This is a genomic window from Heyndrickxia camelliae (genome assembly GCF_002844575.1).
Classification (GTDB): Bacteria; Bacillota; Bacilli; order Bacillales; family Bacillaceae_C; genus Margalitia; species Margalitia camelliae.
In genome coordinates this window covers 39,594-58,589 of record NZ_PIQO01000016.1, presented here as the reverse complement: position 1 = coordinate 58,589, position 18,996 = coordinate 39,594, and the positions used below count along the sequence as shown (strand labels likewise).

Here is an 18,996-nt window from a genome sequence, read left to right as displayed (position 1 = left end):
AGGAGAGTGTCGAAAAATTGGAGTACAACATTCCGTAATGAGTGCCTAATACCATTTGTGTTATACTGAAAAAAAGTCTCGATAGCATGTCCGTTGTATGAGGGGGAGTCAGGTTTGAATAGTGATGTTCTTCAATTGATTGAGTATGAAATTGCACTTCTTGTTAGATTAACTACTGCACATAGCCCCAAGTTGGGCAGCTTGGATCGTTCTGAGTATTTATTGTTAAGTGAACTTGAAAAAAAGAGTCCTTTAGCAATCAATGCTCTTGCAGATAAATTATTACTGAATCTTTCAACTGCGAGCAGACAAGTTGCAACTTTGGAATCGAAAAAATATATAAGACGTTTTCCTGATTCCCAAAATGGAAGGATTAGTCTTATCGAATTGACAGACGAAGGTGAAAAAATTCTCCATAGGGTTCAGCAGGCGCGTTATGAAGCATATAAAGAGGTATTACATGATTGGTCCGAGGACCAACTAAAACAATTAGAAATGAGCCTTTCTCGATTAAATCAAGATTTTAAGGCTTGGCGTAAATAAAATGCTGTATCCGATAGTGGGCAGCATTTTTTTAGGTATGAAAGGGTAATGTTGCACATACTGCTTTTCAGTAGATGGTAAGTGGGAACTACAGGAAGTTGGAAATAAAAGATTGAAATTGGTAACCAATAAGTTGTATAATGCATATTGCATAATACAAGTTTCTGTAAAAAGTTTGAATTTCCTATTGGGGAAATTCTTTTTATTTGTGTTTATGAACTTCGATATCCTTTTTCCATAATCGAGGCTATTAAACAAAATTACCCAACTAAATGAAAGGAGGAATTGAAATGGGGCAAGAAAATCCTTCAAGAACAAAGGGAAAGATAAAGATTCCTAGTTTTTTAATCATCTCTTTTCTTACCATTTTTGCGATTGGACCGCAATATTTTGCCAATTTGTCTTACACTATGAACCAAGAAATTGTGCAGAATGGGCTTAGTCTCGGTTCCCAGCAATTACTGATACCATCTACACTTTCGAACCTAGCATTTGCACTTGGTGTTCCGCTTGGTCCGGTAATTACTAGAGCAATTGGGGTCAGGAAAAATTACTTAATTTTTATATTCATGTTTTTATGCGGATCGATTATTAATCTATTTGCGCCCAATTTAGAAATCCTCGTGATAGGCAGGATCATCCAAAGTGTCAGTGCTGGAATTCTATTTTTAACCATGCTGCCTGTCAGCTTAAGATCCTTTCCAAATAATATTCGGAATACGTATTTATTCTTTATCATAACTGGGTTGTTTGGAGCTACAGCTGCTGGGGCATTTTTTGGTTCTCTATCTTTAGGTATTGATGCATGGCGCTGGTTGTTCTTGCTAAATATTGTGTCAGCTGTGTTGTGCTTCGTTATTGGCATTTTTGCATTGCCAAAAATAGTGGAAGAGCATGAGCATCCACCAATTGATAAGACTGGCTTATTTTTGTTAATTTTGCTTATGCTGGTACTTTCCTTTCCGCTTTGCAACTTAATGAATAAAGGCTTCACTTCTTATTATGTTTGGCCGTTTTTGGTGGTAGCTTTAATATTATTAATTCTATTTATATTAGTGGATGTAAAAGCAGAAACTCCAATCGTGCCATTTAGAACGTTAAAGGCTGCCAAACCTATTTCGGGTACTGTTATGGCGGTGGCATCACATATTTTACTTGTATTAGCTATTGCCGGAATCAATGGATTTTTGCGTCATAACAAAGATTTGCCAGTTCATTATTTGTTGATTTTTTATTGCTGTTTCTTTGTAGGAATTGTGTTTACTGCTATTTTTAAGACTTTATTTTATGGTGCATTAGGAGCTGGAAAATTAGGTATCATAGGTTCTTTAGCGGTCATGTATGTCAGCTGGAAATGGAGAACGATGACGCCTGCTATTTCCTTGCCAACGCTTTATGTAGAGATAGCGTTATTGGGAGCGGGTGTTAGTATGGTGCTCGTTAGTGGTGCCTTAGGTACGGCATTTGCAGGAAATTTACACTTTGCTTCGATGCGGTCAGGTACACTTCATTCCATTCGGAATTTTACAGGGGCGGTAGTTACGCCGATTGTAGCCTGGTTTATCTCAACTCAAAACACTATTCAATATGAAAATATAAGAGGGAATTTAGGAGAATTTGATTCTGAAACGAATACAGAACTTGCTAATTTAACCCGTCGCTTTGTAAGTATGGGACTTCCTGTTAAGGATGCTCAAAGTATGACGTCTTATGAATTAGTAGCCAATACAAAAAAAGCAGCTATTTTGACAGCATATCATCATCTTTTTACATTTATGTTTGTGGTGGGGGTCATTATGTTAGCTGCATCGATTGTCAAGATGGCAACGGGTAAAGGGATTGGACTCGTCAAGAAAGAGAAGAAGGTTAAACCATCTAAAAAAAATGCTGCAGAACAAACTGCATAAAAAATATATTCTGATTGTGAGAGGAGAAATGTTATGGCTCGTCGATTAATTTTAGCCAATATTATAGGAGTTATTGTCGTATTTCTAGTAGTAGCAGCTGGCGCTTATTTTTATTATGAACATGATCATTTTTTGAAGACGGATGACGCTGTTGTATCCGCGGATATGATGCCAGTAGTAGCATCGAAGACAGGGGTATTAACAGATTGGCAAGTTTCTAATGGTGAAGATGTCTTAAACAAAGATAATGTAGGTACTATCTTTGATGGAAAAAATTCCGTTCCAGTAGATGCACGAATGGACGGAAAGATCATCAAAAATGAAGCGAAGAAAAATCAATTAGTCCAAGCTGGGCAAGTGCTTGCTCAAGAGGCCGATATGGATCACTTGTACATTATTGCTAACATTAAGGAAACAGATTTACAGGATATTGAAAAAGGTGATAATGTGGATGTTACGGTTGACGGAGATTCCGGGGTTGTATTTAAAGGGAATGTGGATGAAATCGGATATGCAACCAATTCTGTATTTTCCGTTCTGCCATCTGATTCTACGGGGAACTATACAAAAGTAACACAAAAAGTCCCTGTCAAAATATCCATCGATCAACCATCGTCAAAAGTGCTACCTGGAATGAACGCAGAAGTAAAAATCAAAAAATAAAAACCTGGGGTGCCAGGCACCGCCCGTGGACATTTCGCAATATTGTCCACGTGTCGTGGACAGTAGAGAAAGTGTGCGTCTGACATGGACACTTTCCTGATTTGTCCACGAGTGGTGCCTGGCACCATTTTGATTTCGCTGCAAATGTTAATGTCCTTAGAGAATTCGGTGTTCTATTTACTGATTGGGTATTTGTTTTTTCGTTCGCGGTTATCGTTTTTGTTAGTCATGTATAGCCCACGTTTCGTTTTCATTTCGTGTCTAAAAGAGCTGTGGGATGTATATTAAAGATAAATTTAGAAAACAAAATGACTTTCCTTATTTTCCTGAATTATGCTTATTTTTTATGTGTGCATGCTCATCTGTAATAGGGAAGGCAGTATCAGCATAAGTGAAATAAAAAACACAAGACAGCATTATAAATATGTCTTGTGTTTATTTATTTTCAAGCAATGCAGTCTGCCTGCTCTTAATGGAATGATTTGCTCTTATAGTGTACTGCTGCCACTTACTAACAAGAATAATCACCGGTAAGGCTATTTGCGGAGAAGATAACGGAAAATCTAGTATTCCGGTTAAACCTAGAATAGGCAGAGAAAATAGAAACCAATCAAATATACTTTTGCTGTGATTATATTTTAACAGTTTCAGGAATTGGTACATGACGATGATGGTTATTGCTATGAATACTACCCCTGCAAGAATTCCAAAATCCGTAAAAAATGCTAAGAAGATATTATGAGCATGTGCTGCATGGTGACCTGTCTGGATTAGATATTCCGTTGGAAATCCAAGTGGTGTCAATCCAAAACTCGGATATTCTTTTATTAATGCAATACTATTCTTCCAAATAAAAATACGCGTCTCTAAATTTTTGAGAATATCATAGCTTCTTGGGATGAAATGGTAAAGCCAAAACCCATTTGCTAACGCAAAGCTCGCGGTCAATAATGTCAATTTCCAACTTAATCTAAATAAGAAAATGCCAAACAAGAATAACATAACACCGAATCCCGAACGAGATCCTGTATCAATGACACCAACAACAATAAACACTAAGAGAATGCAATAAAGAGCGACTTTTTTGTATACCTTCGCCTTCATAGTCTTTAAGAGCTCCGCAAGTAAAAAACCCATTGCAAATACTAATAAAAAGGCGGAATAATTCGGATTGTAGGCAGATCCATATAAACGTTTGTGGCTTAAAAAACCTAATAATTCACTTCCTGTTAAATATCCAAACAGTTCATTGCTCCATCCTGTTTGAAATAGCAGCATACTAACAGTGCCAAATAAAAATTGGTATACACCGCCTAAAATAATCACCCAGCTAAAATGTTGAAGTTGAGTAAATTTTCGTTGGTTCATGCTGAATAAATAAACTCCATAATAACCAACAATGCCTAATGAAACAGAGAGGTAGCTCCATTGCTGCTGTTGGATAGCTGCCCCAATGGTCGACAAAAATATAATAGAAAATAATACGGTAACCATATCAAAAGGAATTTCTCGAGTCCCTTTTATGACCCGATACAATTCTATAGCACCGATAGTAAGCATATATAAAATCCCTATTGGCGGAAGAACGAAAAGCAAAGCTAGAGCGGCAGCAAGTGGCTGTTCTCGAAAATAATAGAAAATAAAATTCCTAATTCTCTTCATATAATTCCCCTTTCATTATGGGTGAGGGGACAGGCTCTTCGTCCCTTGTTTGGGGATAAAGGGATAAAACCCTATCCCGTTTATGGGGTGAAAAGAAAATAGCACCGTAATGTTAGTTTTATAACGGTAAAATCCTATGAACTTAGTTACTTTAAATTGTTTTACTTAATTTACTCTTAAGGAATTATTAAAAATAGATTAAAAATGGTATGGAACTATTAGGAAAATACCCAAAAAGAAATATATCCTTTCTTTTCTCTGAAAAAATCCTTTATTCTTATAGAAGAAGTACAAATGAGAGAGGGATACAGCTTGAAAGAAATATACAGTGAAATTATTCAATTTCGGGGTTCACATTATGAGTTTGGTTTTATGCAAGGGGAAAAGTTGAAGGATTCTCTTATTGTTAAAAATCGAGAGAATCAATGGAAGGTTCGCAAGCCTAGATTCACCGTGGAAGTAGAGGAAGTGAAGCAAGCGATTACCAGATTTGCTCCGGGAGTGTGGGAGGAATTACTTGGATTACAGGCATCCTTACAATGGCCGATGGAGCGTGTATTAATGGAATTTGGTGGCTATCGGTTAGATTATGTTCGGTCTGGCTGTTCGATTTTAACAGGAGATTATTATTTAATCCGTAATTATGATTATCATCCCAAAACATACGAAGGGCGTTATGTCTTTTTTCAACCGACTGATCAAGGATATGCAATAGTGGGGCCGAGTCAGAGGGTTACAGGTAGAATGGATGGCATGAACGAAAAAGGCTTGGCTCTTGGATATAACTTTATGCATCGCAAGAATCCGGGAGATGGTTTTATTTGTTGTATGATTGGAAGATTAATATTAGAAACGTGTGCAAATGTTGACGAGGCAGTTGCTATGTTAAAGGAAATCCCTCATCGTCATTCATTTAGTTACATTGTTTATGATGTCAGTGGCGAGACGTACGTAGTGGAAACATCACCACGAAGGGTAGAGGTTCGCAAGTCTAATGCGTGTACCAATCATTTTGAAATCATGAAGCATGAAAATCCCCATCATTTAGTGGATTCCAATCGGAGATTAGAAATTATGGAGAAACATCGCGATAATCTTGCTGGTGCTCATGATGCTTTCCGATTATTAAACGATTCAGATAAAGGAATCTTTTCCACTTTGTATGGAAGCTGGGCAGGAACTATTCATACAACTGCATATCTGCCAAGAGAAAGAAAGGCTTGGATTGCCTTAGGCAGTGACAAAAAGCCAATCGAATTTGATTTTGCAGCATGGTTGAGTGGAACAGATATTAAGCTAGATAAAATAACCGGAGAAATCGATACAGACATACCGTTTGTGCATATGGACGAAGGTGCAGATTGGTTTCGGCGATAAGTAACTGTCCACACTACGTGTACAAAGTGGCGATTTGTCCATTTGTGGTGCCAGGCACCAAAGGAACAACCCTTTGGTGCAGTTATGGCAATTATTCCTTATCTAACTTACAGACTGTCTTGAGCATGGTTTCAGCCCCGGCCTTTGCATCTTCCTTTGTTGTGAATTCCTGTGGATTGTGACTAATTCCATGCTGAGAACGAACAAAAATCATACCTACAGGAAACCTGTCTTTAAATTGCATCCCATCATGTCCCGCACCGCTTGGCAGGGAAATCACAGGATAGCCCTGATCCGCTATACTCTCTTTTATCGTATTCTGAATCTCATTAGAGCATAATACTGGTGCGACTCTTTGAAGGTCTTCGATGGACAAATCAATTTCACGTTCAGCAGTAATAGTTGCCGCATAATCTTTAATTTCCTTTTCCAATTGGTCGCGAAGTTCCTCTTTCACATCCCGAATATCAATGGTAAACTCTACACTTCCTGGAATAACGTTGACACCGCCTGGAGCGAGAGATATTGTGCCAACTGTTGCAACGGCATTTTCATATTTTTTTGCGAGTTTCTCGGTTTCAGAAATAATCAAGCTGGCAGCCACTAGTGGATCCTTCCTTTGATTCATAGGGGTAGCACCAGCATGCTCTGCTTGGCCGATTAAAGAAAATTTTAACCATAAAGGTCCAGCAATTCCCGTTACCACTCCAACAGGTACATTTTCCTTTTCTAGTACTTTGCCTTGTTCAATATGTAATTCTAAATAGAGTTTGACATCATCCATTCTTGCTTCAAGAATATTCTCTGGACTATACCCCTGCTTTATCATTGCATCATGTAAAGAAACACCATTTGCATCCTTTCTTTGTAAATCTTCTTTTTGCAAATTTCCTGCAACGGCAAGGCTGCCAATCATCCCAAATCCAAATCTTGAACCTTCTTCATCTTTAAAAGCAATCACTTTTACCGGATGATTCAGATGAATATTTTGTTCTTGAAGGGATTGAACCACTTCAATGGCGGTTAATACCCCAAGACTTCCGTCAAACTTACCCCCATTCGGTACTGTATCAAGATGAGATCCTAAAAGGATAGCTGGAAGATCTTTAGATCCAGGTAAAGTACCGATTACATTTCCGACTGCATCAAAGGTGACTTCTAGACCGGCCTCTTCCATGTATTTTTTTACTTGCTCATTTGCTTCATGCTCAACGTCCGTATAAGAAAAACGGGTAACGCCATTATCTGGTGTTTGTCCTATGGAAGATAATTCATGTATTCTTGACCAAAGGCGATTAGAATTCACCATTTATTCCTTCTCCTCTCCAACATTTATACTATTATTACTAGTTCGCTAAAACTTTTTGATATCCTGCGTCTACTGAAATGATAGAAAAGCTATTTATTTATAAAATAGAGGGAATCAAGGTAAAATGGGTGTATCTATTTTTATAAGAAAAGGGGAAGGATAGATGGATTTTATTGATAAAGTAGTTGTTGTTACTGGTGCTGGAAATGGGATTGGAAAGACGGTTGCAATTGAATACGCGAAAAAAGGGGCGAAAGTAGCTATTGCAGAGATCCATCAGGAGGCAGGACAACAAACAGCTGACCAGATCAATCAAAATGGCGGAGAGGCTATTTTTATCCAAACAGATGTAAGGCTGCCAAAGGATATAGAAGATTTATTCTGGAAGGTGTCGCGGGAATTCGGAGGTGTTGATATTGTCATTAACAATGCTGGTGTTTCTAGATGGAAGAGTCCGCTGGAATTAACAGTGGAGGAATGGGATGACATCATTAATACGAATCTTCGCAGTGTGTTCTTATGTACAAGGGAAGCTGCTAAATATATGGAAAAGGGCGGTTCCGTCGTAAATCTTGCGTCTACTCGTGCCCTAATGTCAGAACCTAATTCAGAAGGCTATGCGGCGACAAAGGGTGGTATTGTAGCTTTAACACATGCACTGGCTGTTTCATTAGGAGAAAAAAGGATCCGTGTGAATGCGATTAGCCCGGGGTGGATAGAAACGAGAAACTATGAACAACTAAGTCATGCTGATCATGCCCAGCATCCGGCACAGCGAGTTGGAAAACCAGAGGATATTGCTCGAGCTTGCTTTTATTTAACAAATCCTGAAAATGATTTTGTCACCGGTCAAAATCTTGTCATTGATGGTGGAATGACGGTTAAGATGATTTATGAAGAGTAAATAAATACAAGTCAAATCTAGAGAGTAGGATCTCTAGGTTTTTTTGTTATGGATAAGTTATCTTATCCAACTGACGGCCACAGCGGGAAAACAGCTTCTCTTGTAAGGAATAGCTCCTATAGAGACAAGGCAATAGAACTTGCAGTGTCTACGCACCGTGGACAAATTGGCCGATTGTCCATCGGTGGTGCCTGGCACCATGTGAATGAATGTGCATTTTTTGAGTAACAATAGTTTTGTCAAAGTGTATGCGACAAAGTTAGTTTTCTTCTTTGTTGATAGCGGTACTATTGTGACTTACCATTATATATGTACTATATTAATGAAAGGAAGAGAGCGAATGGCTCAATCTAATATAAAAGTAGCGGTTCAAAAGTTCGGTAACTTTTTGAGCTCTATGGTTATGCCAAATATTTCCGCTTTCATTGCTTGGGGTCTTATAACTGCATTCTTTATTCCTACTGGCTTCACTCCAAATGAAAGCCTTGCCAAAATGGTAAGCCCAATACTTACTTACCTATTGCCGTTATTAATTGGTTATACAGGTGGTAAGCTTGTTCATGATCAACGTGGTGCAGTTGTAGGTGCGATTGCCACCATGGGGGTAATCGTTGGAGAACCGACGGTACCTATGTTCTTAGGTGCTATGATTATGGGACCACTTGGCGGTTATGTTATTAAGAAATTCGACCAATTGATTGAAGGAAAAATTAAAGCCGGCTTCGAAATGCTTGTTAACAACTTCTCCGGTGGTATTTTAGGAGGAGTATTAGCAATCCTAGCATTCTGGGCGATTGGTCCAGCTGTAAAAGTATTAACAGGATGGTTAGTTAATGGGGTAGACTGGCTAGTTGCAACCAATCTATTGCCTTTAACAAGTATCATTATCGAACCTGCTAAAATCTTGTTCTTAAATAATGCCATTAACCATGGTGTATTATCACCTATCGGTATTGAACAAGCAAAAACAGCAGGTAAATCTGTTCTATTCTTGCTTGAAGCAAACCCTGGACCAGGTATTGGTTTATTATTAGCTTATTGCTTCTTTGGAAAAGGAACAGCCAAAAGATCTGCACCGGGTGCTGCTCTTATCCAATTCTTTGGAGGTATTCATGAAATATACTTCCCATATGTATTAATGCGTCCGTTATTATTCATCGCCGTTATCCTTGGTGGTATGAGTGGTGTATTAACATTAGTTCTTTTAGGTGGTGGACTACTTGCTCCAGCATCACCAGGAAGTATTATCGCCGTTCTTGCCGTAACTCCGCATAGTGCAAGTGCTTATATTGCTAACATTGCAGGGGTTCTTGTAGCGGCAATTGTATCCTTTATTGTTTCAGCTTTAATTCTTAAAACAGGTAAACAAAAGGATGAAGATATTGAAGAAGCAGCAAGAAAAATGCAAGAAATGAAAGGAAAGAAAAGCTCCGTTGCAGGCGTGTTTGCTGGGGACCAAGGAAAAATGCCTGAACATGTAAGCAAAATTGTTTTTGCATGCGACGCAGGGATGGGATCCAGTGCAATGGGAGCATCACTTCTTCGCAAAAAGGTAAAAGAGGCTGGTTTAAATGTTTCCGTAACGAACACAGCTATCAGTAACTTGCCTTCAGATGCGCAAATAGTTGTAACTCAGGAAGAATTGACACCAAGAGCGAAAAATAAACTTCCTAATGCTTATCACGTATCGGTAGATAATTTCTTATCTAGTCCGGAATATGATAAATTAATTGATCAGCTGAAAAATGGCGATACAAATGAATTGAACGAAGTTGTTGAGGATGCAGAAGACAATGCTCCGAGACCGGAAGATACTCCTGATAGCAACGATGGATTGTTATTAGAGAAAAATATCTTCCTTAACCAACAATTCGCAAATAAGGAAGAAGCAATTCGCTTTGCTGGTAGAGCACTAGTGGACTCAGGATATGTGAAGGAAAGCTATATTGAGGCAATGATTGCCCGCGATGCGATGACTTCTACGTATATGGGAAATGATGTAGCTATACCACATGGTACAGAAGAAGCGAAAAAAGACGTTCTTCAATCAGGTTTCACAGTATTACAAGTGCCAGATGGTGTTGATTTTGATGGTAATAAGGTGCGTTTAATTTTCGGTATTGCCGGTAAAGATGGTACCCATCTTGAAATCCTGTCGGGAATTGCAGTAACATGCTCCGACATGGAAAATATCGAGAAAATGGTTGCCGCTAAATCAGCAAAAGAAATCATGGATATTATCAACGATAAAAAATAATGATCCCACAGAATAGAAAAGCTGCAGCATCCCTGCGCTTTTCTATTCGTTATTTAGGGTGCCAGGCACCACTCGTGGACAAATCGGTAAAGTGTCCGCGCAGGGTGGACAGTTTGATGAAACATGTAATGAATAAATTTCCTGAAATGATGGTGTAAATATGTTTATTACCTCAAGGGAAAAAGCAATCATCGAGTTGATTATTAAAACATCCGGGAAACACACGGCTTTTTCTATAGCTACATTTTTAAATGTAAGTGTGCGTACAATTCAACGGGATTTAAAATCGATTGAAAAAATCTTGGAACCATTTCACCTTCAATTAATAAGAAATCCTAATGCGGGTTTAGTAATAGAGGGGAAAAACGAACAAATTTTTCGATTGGTTCAGCATCTTACCGGCAGTCATCCTGTGGACGAAACACCTCAGGAGAAAAAACTTCGGCTGTTTTTAACATTAATAAAAGATGTGGAGTCATTTAAAATTCAAGTTTTAGCAACGACTTTAGGTGTAAGTGTTACTACCTTGTCTACCTATCTCGATGAATTAACGGAATGGCTGAAAAATTTCGATCTTGAACTTACTCGGAAACGAGGTGTTGGCGTTGAATTTCACGGATCAGAAGAAAATAAGCGAAAAGCATTGGCCAGCTATTTCTTGCTTTATTTTAATGAGGATTTAATTGAGAGCCTATTTTTATTAGAAAAGGGAAAGGGCTCAGAACAAAAAATACTGCATTTTTTTGATGCAGAGTATTTATTGGAAATTGATCGAGTTGTAAATGACACGTTAAATTATCGACATTCGCGATTAGCAGACACTGATTATATTGGATTAATTATTCAAATATGCATTACGGTCCAAAGGACAAAAGATGGATTTCTTATGGAGAATGAAGGCAGTTTATTCAATGAGCAATCCGAAGAATACATTCTCATGGAGGAAATTTGTAAAAAACTGCAAGCATCTCTTTCTATATCGTTTACATATGCCGACAAACGTTTATTAGCATCTATTTTAAAAGGATCCAAGCTACAGGAAGTAGAAACTGTGCCATATGACAGTGTTGTATTAGGGCAAATGATCAAAAATATGATTCAATATGTCTCTTCTCAACTTCATGTCGATTTAACAAGGGATTTTTCCTTATTTCATGGATTACTTTCCCATCTAGAACCGTCACTTTTTAGAATTAAGCAGAATATAGGGCTATTTAATCCATTAACGGAAGAGATAAAGCGAAAATACCCAGTGCTATTTCTTGCAGTGAAAAATAGTGTTGAGAAGGAATTTAAAGATATTGAGCATTTTCCAGAAGATGAAATTGCCTTTATTGTTCTTCATTTTGGTTCAGCACTGGTGATGCGGGAAGAAGAAATGATGATTAAGGCACTCGTTGTCTGCCCGACGGGGATTGGAACCTCGAAAATGCTCGCCAGTCGGATTAAGAAAGAGATAACGGAAATTGATTCGGTAGAAATTAAATCAATTAAAGAAATTCAAAACAGGGAAAGCTTACAGCCATTTGATGTCATTATTTCCACCGTCCGCCTTCCATTTATTCGTAAGGAGTATATCTTAGTTAATCCTCTCTTAAGTAATGAGGATATTACCGCAATTAGGGGCTTTTTGCAAAAAAATATCGGCAATTTAACGAAGAATAATCAATATACGGGTAAAACAGGTCCTGTCGTATCAAGAAAAACTAAACCAACATTAACGGACTTGCTTCAGGAAATGAAGGTCATTGAAACAAGTATTGAATCTATTATGAACCATTTTCGTGTTTATCGAAATCTTAGCCCGAATGGATATAAAGAGAATATGAGTGAAATGCTAAGAATTGCGGAAAAGGAGAGTCTGCTCACCAACCCCGAAAGTGTAATGGAAACATTATTGGATAGGGAAAAAAAGGGCGGTCTTGGAATTCCTGATACTGGAATGGGTCTTTTCCATTGTCGAAGTGAACATGTACGAGGGCTTATTTTTCAAATCTCTCATTTAGATAAAACGTGTATGGTAAAAGGAATGGATGGCAATGATATGCCCATGAAAAGCCTATTATTAATGCTTGCTCCTGAGGATTTAAGTACAAGAGAACAAGAAATTATCAGTCTGCTCAGTACAAGTTTAATTGAAACAAAAGAATCGATCATGATTTTTTCATCTGGAAACGAAGATATTATTCATACAAAGTTGGAATCCATCTTTTTAGAATATCTTCAAACAAATTTTATAAAGGAATGATTGGAATGAAACAAGTAGTACATTTTGGTGCGGGGAATATTGGAAGAGGATTTATCGGTGCTCTTTTCTCACAATCAGGTTATCATGTAACCTTTGTGGACATTGCAGATCAAATTATTGACCAATTAAATGCTGAAAAGCAATACACCGTTAAATTAGCAACGGATCAACAAGAATCCATGACGATTACGAATGTTTCAGGGTTAAATAATATGAAACAAGAGAGCGAAGTAGTGGAAGCTATTAAAGGTGCAACATATTTAACAACTGCAATCGGTCCAACTATTTTGCCGAGAATTGCTCCTTTAATTGCAAAAGGTTTAGCCGAAAGAGTGAAGGCGAATGATGAAAAAATATATGTAATCGCATGTGAGAACCAAATTTCTGCGACGGATTTATTGAAGGGATATATTTTAGAAAACCTTGATGAAGATACAAAATCAAAATTAGAAGGCAAGGTATTCTTCTTCAATTCTGCCGTTGACCGTATCGTACCTATTCAAAATAACCAAGGATCACTGGATGTATTGGTAGAACCATATTTTGAATGGGTAGTGGAAACGACAGAAGAAATACCTCCTGTTGAAGGTATGAAAATTGTGGCAGATCTTGCACCATTTATTGAACGAAAATTATTTACAGTTAACACTGGGCATGCTGTAATTGCATACCTTGGATACTTAGGAAATAAATCGACTATTGATCAAACGCTTGCTGATGGAGCAATTGAGAAACAAGTGAAAGCAACACTTGGTGAAACAGGTGCCTATTTAATTAAGCAATATAATTTAAATCTTGAAGAACACCAACAATATATTGAAAAAATTATTAATCGCTTTAAAAATGCCTATTTAAATGATGCGGTGACAAGGGTTGGACGTTCTCCAATTCGCAAGCTTGGACCTAATGACCGCTTAGTTCGTCCAGCAACGCAAGCCGAAAAGGCAGGTCTTTCTTACACAAACCTTTCCAAAGCAATTGCTTCTGCATTGCTATTTGATTACAAGGAAGATGAAGAAGCAGTAAAATTACAACAAATGATAAGTGAACACGGTGTCAAATATGCGTTAAAAGAAGTAAGTGGACTTAATGAAAATAGTGAAATTACGAAGGAAGTATTACGTCATTACGAAGAGTTAAAAAAATAATAGATAAGACACATGGAGATTCTGCTCCATGTGTCTTTTTATTGGAGAAAGGGAGGGGAATACATAATCAAAAATTTCCCATTTATTTCATCCTATCCAATAAATATCCTCCCTTAAATTTCCTTGGTTCATAAGAAATGATGAATGCTTTCGGTTCATAATGCTCAACCGTAGCAAATAACTCATTTTCCCGATTTCTTTTTGTTAAAATTTCTAATCTGTATCTTTCGCTGTCTCTGCCTTCTCCTGAATATACCGTTACTCCGAACCCGTTTTGACGCAATGTATCGATGAGATTATTGTTTTTCGATTGCGTGTTTACCGTTACATTAATGAAACCAATCGCTAGTTTTTGTTCTATTTTGGTTCCTAGTATAATGCCGATCCCAAATCCTACAGCATACACTACCATCGCTAATATATTTTTATTTCCGCCAAACACTAAGGAAAGCCCGAATACATAGATGAGCATTTCTACAATACCGAGAATGGAGGCTAATATTGTGATATTTTTTACAAGGAAAATAGTACGTAGCGTATAGATAGGCACATATATTAATTGCAACAGCAAGATTAAAAGGATATTTAACAAAGCTTACACCTCTGAATTAATGGGATGACAAAATAGTTACTAGTTATGTTCTTTTCTTTTTTTCATTCTTTTATACTTTGCAAGGATTTTTCTTTCTTTACCCTTTTAACTTGGTGTGAAAACATGGAATAGCTAAAGAAAAGGACCTCCATATTAAGAGGGCCTAATCAAGCTCCTGCTGGCGCGAAAGAATAGAGTAGTAATGGAGCACAAAATCATAAAATAGTTTTTCAGAAGGAGATAATTCGCGATTCTTTGGGGTGATGATTCCGACAGTCCTTCTGATATCTGGTTGGGTAATGCGTTTAACCAGTGTGCCATTAGGAATATTATCTTGGAGAGTGATTTCTGGTAAAAGGGTCACTCCCATTCCGGATGAAACTAAACCTTTGATGGCATCTAGATCTTCCCCTTCAAATGGAATTTTTGGTCGGAAGCCAGATTGAAGGCATGCATCCTCTGCAATTTTGCGAAGGATAAATCCTTTTGGAAATAATACAAATGAATCATTCTCTAACTGTCGGAGTGGGATAATCTCTTTGCTTGCTAAAGGATGCTCTTGTGGGATTAGTCCAACAAAATGTTCCACAAATAAAATATCTGTATGGATATCCGGGTCACGTGTTGGGACAGGCCCAATGAAAGCAAGGTCAATCTCTCTTCTTTTAATCCCTTCTATTAAAAAGTTATAGGAACCCTGTCTTAAATGAAAACATACATCCTGATGATTTTTTTTAAAAGCATTGATGATTTGCGGCAGGGTATTAGTCGCTAAGCTGGATGGAAAACCGATACGGATGGAGCCTCGCTCTGGATCTAAATATTCATTTATTAATTGTTTGGCATCATCTAGGGCATTTATCGCAATAGCTGCTTTTTCGGAAAACATTCTTCCGATATAGGTTAATTTAATATTTCTTCCTTCTCTTTCAAATAATTGGACACCTAGTTCATCCTCTAGGTTGGATATTTGCCTGCTTACAGCGGATTGTGCTATATGTAAAGTATCTGCAGCAAGAGACATATGCTCCTGTCTAGCTACTTCTAAAAAGTATAGTAACTGTCTTAATTCCATAAGTTTCCCTTCAATCTAAATTTGATATAGATTATATGTTAATTATATATTGTTAATATGATTATTTAAATATATTATAGTAATATATGAATAAAAGCCCTTTCATAATGAATAGACCAGCTTTTATCACTTTATACATGAAAATTAGTGTAAAGGAGAGTTACAGCATGAAAAAAATCAGCTTAGGTTGGCAAATTCTAATTGGACTTGCCCTCGGAATAGTAATTGGAGCAATTTTCTTTGAGAATCCGACTTTACCAAAAATATTAAAGCCAATTGGCGATATATTTCTTCGGTTGATTAAAATGATTGTAGTACCGATTGTGGTATCAAGTTTAATCATCGGGGTATCTGGTGTAGGGGACATGAAGTCTTTGGGGAAAATCGGCGGTAAAACCATTCTTTACTTTGAAATAATCACAACAGTTGCAATTGTTGTAGGTTTACTTGCTGCAAACATTTTCCACCCTGGTACAGGTATCGATCGCTCTCATCTATCAAAAACGGATATTTCCAGTTATGTTAGTACAACGGAGTCGACAAAAAGTCATTCATTTGTTGATACTATCGTAAATATTGTACCTAGTAATCCAATACAGGCTCTAGCAAACGGTGATATGCTTGCAATTATTTTCTTTTCTGTTCTTTTTGGATTAGGGGTAGCGGCAATAGGAGAAAGAGGGAAACCCGTTACTCAATTTTTTAAAGGTGTAGCAGATTCGATGTTCTACGTTACAAACCAAGTAATGAGGGTAGCACCAATTGGTGTCTTTGCTTTAATTGGCGTTACGGTTTCTACGTTTGGACTATCATCCTTATTCCCGCTTATTAAACTGGTTGCTGTTGTATATGGTTCTATGGTCTTTTTCATTATTGTCGTATTGGGCATAGTAGCCAAAATGGCAAAGGTGAATATATTTAAGCTATTGCGTTATTTAAAAGATGAGTTGATTTTAGGATATTCTACATCAAGTTCAGAGACAGTACTTCCGAAAATTATGGAGAAAATGGAGAGGCTTGGATGTCCAAAAGCCATTACATCGTTTGTAATTCCGGCTGGGTATTCCTTTAACTTAGATGGATCAACCCTTTATCAATCCATTGCTGCACTATTTATCGCCCAAATTTATGGAATTCATATGAGTATCGGACACCAAATCACGCTTGTTTTGGTCTTGATGATTACTTCAAAAGGAATTGCAGGAGTTCCGGGAGTTTCATTCGTTGTTCTACTTGCAACATTAGGAAGTGTTGGTCTCCCTGTTGAGGGTCTCGCATTAATTGCAGGAATTGACCGTATCCTTGACATGGCTCGTACAGCTGTCAACGTTGTAGGTAATTCGCTTGCAGCTATCGTCATTTCCAAATGGGAAGGCCACAAAGTACTAGATAGAGTAGAAAATCAAGCGGGATAAAGGGTCCGGTTCCTCATCCCATTAAGTGTAAAAGTAGGTATAAGGGTCTCATAGAAATACGCTTGGAATAATTCGTTTATTCTAAGCGTTTTTTTGTGTGTCCACCATCAAATTCAGAGGGGGAACTAAAGGTCCCATCCCTCATCCCACCCAATCAAAATATAATGGGACGAGGGGTCTGACCCCGCATTTATACTTTTATTAGTAAAATTATGGGAATAGTTCACCGTTTGTTAAGGAATAATAGAGCATGAGAATATTATTTATCCCGCGAGGTAGAAAAATTGAAAAAGACCTTCCCTAATTCTGTTCGCCGGCCAAAGGCTCACATTTCTCCATATTTAATTAATTATATTGAGGAACGTAATCCTTGGACTGTTGTTTGGTGGTCTGCTGCCTTTCCGGGTGCAGGGCATTTGCTGTTGTGTAAATATTTTTCGGGAATATTGCTGATGTTTTGGGAGTTGGTCATTAATGTCAAGGCGCATATTAATGAAGCTATTTACTACTCCATGATTGGACAATTCGAACTTGCTAAAATGACCATCGATACTAGATGGTTTCTTCTATACTCTGCTGTTTTTGTTTTTGCCATGTGGGATTGTTACAGCACCACGATAGATCTGAATAAATACTCACAGCTGGCTGATCGCCTTGATTCGCCAATTAAACCTTTTAAAATCGGAATATTTGAACTCCATTTTCTTGATTATCGAAAGCCAGCGTATGGGGCTTGGTGGTCATTTCTTTACCCTGGTTTAGGCTCCATATATAGTAACAGACTCCCAACGGGTTTTTTTATTTTCATTTGTTTTATTGTAACTGTTTATTATTCTAATGTATTACCCGCTGTACACTTGACTTTAACTGGGAACACAGAACATGCTGGTAGTGTTATCAATAAACAATGGTTCTTGAATTTGCCTTCCATCGTCCTGTTCAGCATAAGCAGCTCCTATCAAGATATCATATTTACTAATAAATTATTTAAGGTGGAACAATCAAGATACCTGCAAGAACATTATCAGCCGATACATTTTAATATGCCTCAAAAGATTAAGAAGAGGGATAATATGCATATTATTGCAACCTTTCGTCACAGTGCGCTATTAGAACTTGCTTTAAGCGATTTACAACAACAGGGGATACCCAAAGATAGTATTTTCGTTGCTTCTCTAGAAAAATTCATCCCTAAAACACATGATGTTTATAAGATCCATCGTGAAGGTGCCAGTAAATTAGAACTTTCATTTTTCTTTGGAGCTGTTTTTATGCTGCTTGGCGGAATCTATGGATTTATCTGGACATGGGGTCCGATTATTTGGTCACTGATTGGATTGATTTTTGGAGCTACAGTAGGTCTTTTAATTTCCTTTTTTATTTATAAAAGCAAATGGTTTCAAAAAGAACCCCCTTCAGAGGTTGTTTTGATAATTGAGTGCGAATCGAATCAATCAGAGCTAGTAGAAGGCATACTATGGGGGCATAATGCCCTTGGCGTATCCAAAACTTCGTAAACTCGGCTTATGTTACCGGGTTTTTTTGTTTTGAGCAGGTTCTATACTTAAAAATTTCAGAGGTAAGTTATTTATGAAAAAAGAACAGAGAGAATAATAATTGCGGGCATTCAAAACTTCTTTTTCATGAATAAAAGGGGTTACGGTTACAGCCGAAACACTAAACTTTATTCAAGAATCCCATTCACCGCATTTTTATTTATGAAGCGATTCAAGAAGCGAAACACGGTAGTTGAACAACAATTTTTATCAATTGGAATAAAAGGTTGTGGAGGATGCAATGGTTAATAAGTTTAACGAACTAGGAATGCTAATACAAGATTTAGGCAGTGGGTTGCATTTTAAGTGGGTTTTAAAGGCCAAATTAGTAGAGAAAGAG

General features: G+C 37.5%; 15 protein-coding genes. 11 read left to right on the top strand and 4 right to left on the bottom strand.

Annotated features, from left to right (window positions below):
• Positions 1 to 114: 114 nt before the first annotated feature.
• The 3 genes from CWO92_RS17935 (at position 115) to CWO92_RS17925 (ending at position 3,113) form a co-directional block, all read left to right on the top strand.
• Positions 115 to 543 (top strand): MarR family winged helix-turn-helix transcriptional regulator, encoded by a 429-nt coding sequence (locus CWO92_RS17935; RefSeq protein ID WP_101355586.1) that lies wholly within the window; start codon positions 115 to 117, stop codon positions 541 to 543.
• A gap of 290 nt (positions 544 to 833) precedes the next feature.
• Complete coding sequence (locus CWO92_RS17930) at positions 834 to 2,450, top strand: MFS transporter (protein WP_101355585.1); 1,617 nt, start codon at positions 834 to 836, stop codon at positions 2,448 to 2,450.
• Positions 2,451 to 2,483: 33 nt separating this feature from the next.
• Positions 2,484 to 3,113 (top strand): HlyD family secretion protein, encoded by a 630-nt coding sequence (locus tag CWO92_RS17925; RefSeq protein WP_101355584.1) that lies wholly within the window; start codon positions 2,484 to 2,486, stop codon positions 3,111 to 3,113.
• Positions 3,114 to 3,548: 435 nt separating this feature from the next.
• Here CWO92_RS17925 and CWO92_RS17920 read toward each other — a convergent pair whose 3' ends face one another.
• Positions 3,549 to 4,775 carry an O-antigen ligase family protein gene (locus CWO92_RS17920; RefSeq protein ID WP_101355583.1) on the bottom strand — a complete coding sequence of 409 codons (1,227 nt, stop codon included), beginning with the start codon at positions 4,773 to 4,775 and terminating at the stop codon, positions 3,549 to 3,551.
• Between the two features lie 312 nt (positions 4,776 to 5,087).
• Here CWO92_RS17920 and CWO92_RS17915 point away from each other — a divergent pair, with 312 nt between their 5' ends.
• Complete coding sequence (locus tag CWO92_RS17915; protein ID WP_101355635.1) at positions 5,088 to 6,152, top strand: C45 family autoproteolytic acyltransferase/hydrolase; 1,065 nt, start codon at positions 5,088 to 5,090, stop codon at positions 6,150 to 6,152.
• A 91-nt stretch (positions 6,153 to 6,243) separates the two neighbouring features.
• Here the strand turns inward: CWO92_RS17915 and CWO92_RS17910 are convergent, their stop codons facing one another.
• A complete protein-coding gene (locus tag CWO92_RS17910; RefSeq protein ID WP_101355582.1) occupies positions 6,244 to 7,461 on the bottom strand; it encodes a Zn-dependent hydrolase in 1,218 nt (405 codons plus the stop codon).
• A gap of 163 nt (positions 7,462 to 7,624) precedes the next feature.
• Here CWO92_RS17910 and CWO92_RS17905 point away from each other — a divergent pair, with 163 nt between their 5' ends.
• The 5 genes from CWO92_RS17905 to CWO92_RS17885 all read left to right on the top strand — a co-directional run bounded on the left by CWO92_RS17905 (position 7,625) and on the right by CWO92_RS17885 (position 14,018).
• Complete coding sequence (locus CWO92_RS17905) at positions 7,625 to 8,365, top strand: glucose 1-dehydrogenase (protein WP_101355581.1); 741 nt, start codon at positions 7,625 to 7,627, stop codon at positions 8,363 to 8,365.
• A 48-nt stretch (positions 8,366 to 8,413) separates the two neighbouring features.
• Positions 8,414 to 8,593: a hypothetical protein gene (locus CWO92_RS17900; RefSeq protein ID WP_101355580.1), complete on the top strand. Its 180-nt coding sequence runs from the start codon at positions 8,414 to 8,416 to the stop codon at positions 8,591 to 8,593.
• Between the two features lie 112 nt (positions 8,594 to 8,705).
• The gene (locus CWO92_RS17895) at positions 8,706 to 10,622 is read left to right on the top strand and encodes a PTS mannitol transporter subunit IICBA (RefSeq protein WP_101355579.1); all 1,917 of its coding nucleotides are present in this window, start codon (positions 8,706 to 8,708) and stop codon (positions 10,620 to 10,622) included.
• 160 nt (positions 10,623 to 10,782) lie between these two features.
• Entirely contained in the window at positions 10,783 to 12,870 is a 2,088-nt protein-coding gene (locus CWO92_RS17890; protein WP_101355578.1) for a BglG family transcription antiterminator, read from the top strand.
• A 5-nt stretch (positions 12,871 to 12,875) separates the two neighbouring features.
• Entirely contained in the window at positions 12,876 to 14,018 is a 1,143-nt protein-coding gene (locus CWO92_RS17885; RefSeq protein WP_101355577.1) for a mannitol-1-phosphate 5-dehydrogenase, read from the top strand.
• Positions 14,019 to 14,100: 82 nt separating this feature from the next.
• Here the strand turns inward: CWO92_RS17885 and CWO92_RS17880 are convergent, their stop codons facing one another.
• Positions 14,101 to 14,610 carry a DUF2179 domain-containing protein gene (locus tag CWO92_RS17880; RefSeq protein ID WP_101355576.1) on the bottom strand — a complete coding sequence of 170 codons (510 nt, stop codon included), beginning with the start codon at positions 14,608 to 14,610 and terminating at the stop codon, positions 14,101 to 14,103.
• Between the two features lie 163 nt (positions 14,611 to 14,773).
• Positions 14,774 to 15,685, bottom strand: coding sequence for a glutamate biosynthesis transcriptional regulator GltC (gene gltC, locus CWO92_RS17875; RefSeq protein ID WP_101355575.1), 912 nt, complete (start codon positions 15,683 to 15,685; stop codon positions 14,774 to 14,776).
• 167 nt (positions 15,686 to 15,852) lie between these two features.
• On the opposite strand from gltC, the gene CWO92_RS17870 reads away from it, so the two are divergent.
• Positions 15,853 to 17,100, top strand: a complete 1,248-nt coding sequence (locus tag CWO92_RS17870; RefSeq protein WP_101355574.1) for a cation:dicarboxylate symporter family transporter — start codon at positions 15,853 to 15,855, stop codon at positions 17,098 to 17,100.
• Between the two features lie 284 nt (positions 17,101 to 17,384).
• Complete coding sequence (locus tag CWO92_RS17865; RefSeq protein ID WP_101355573.1) at positions 17,385 to 18,617, top strand: hypothetical protein; 1,233 nt, start codon at positions 17,385 to 17,387, stop codon at positions 18,615 to 18,617.
• Positions 18,618 to 18,996: the final 379 nt, after the last annotated feature.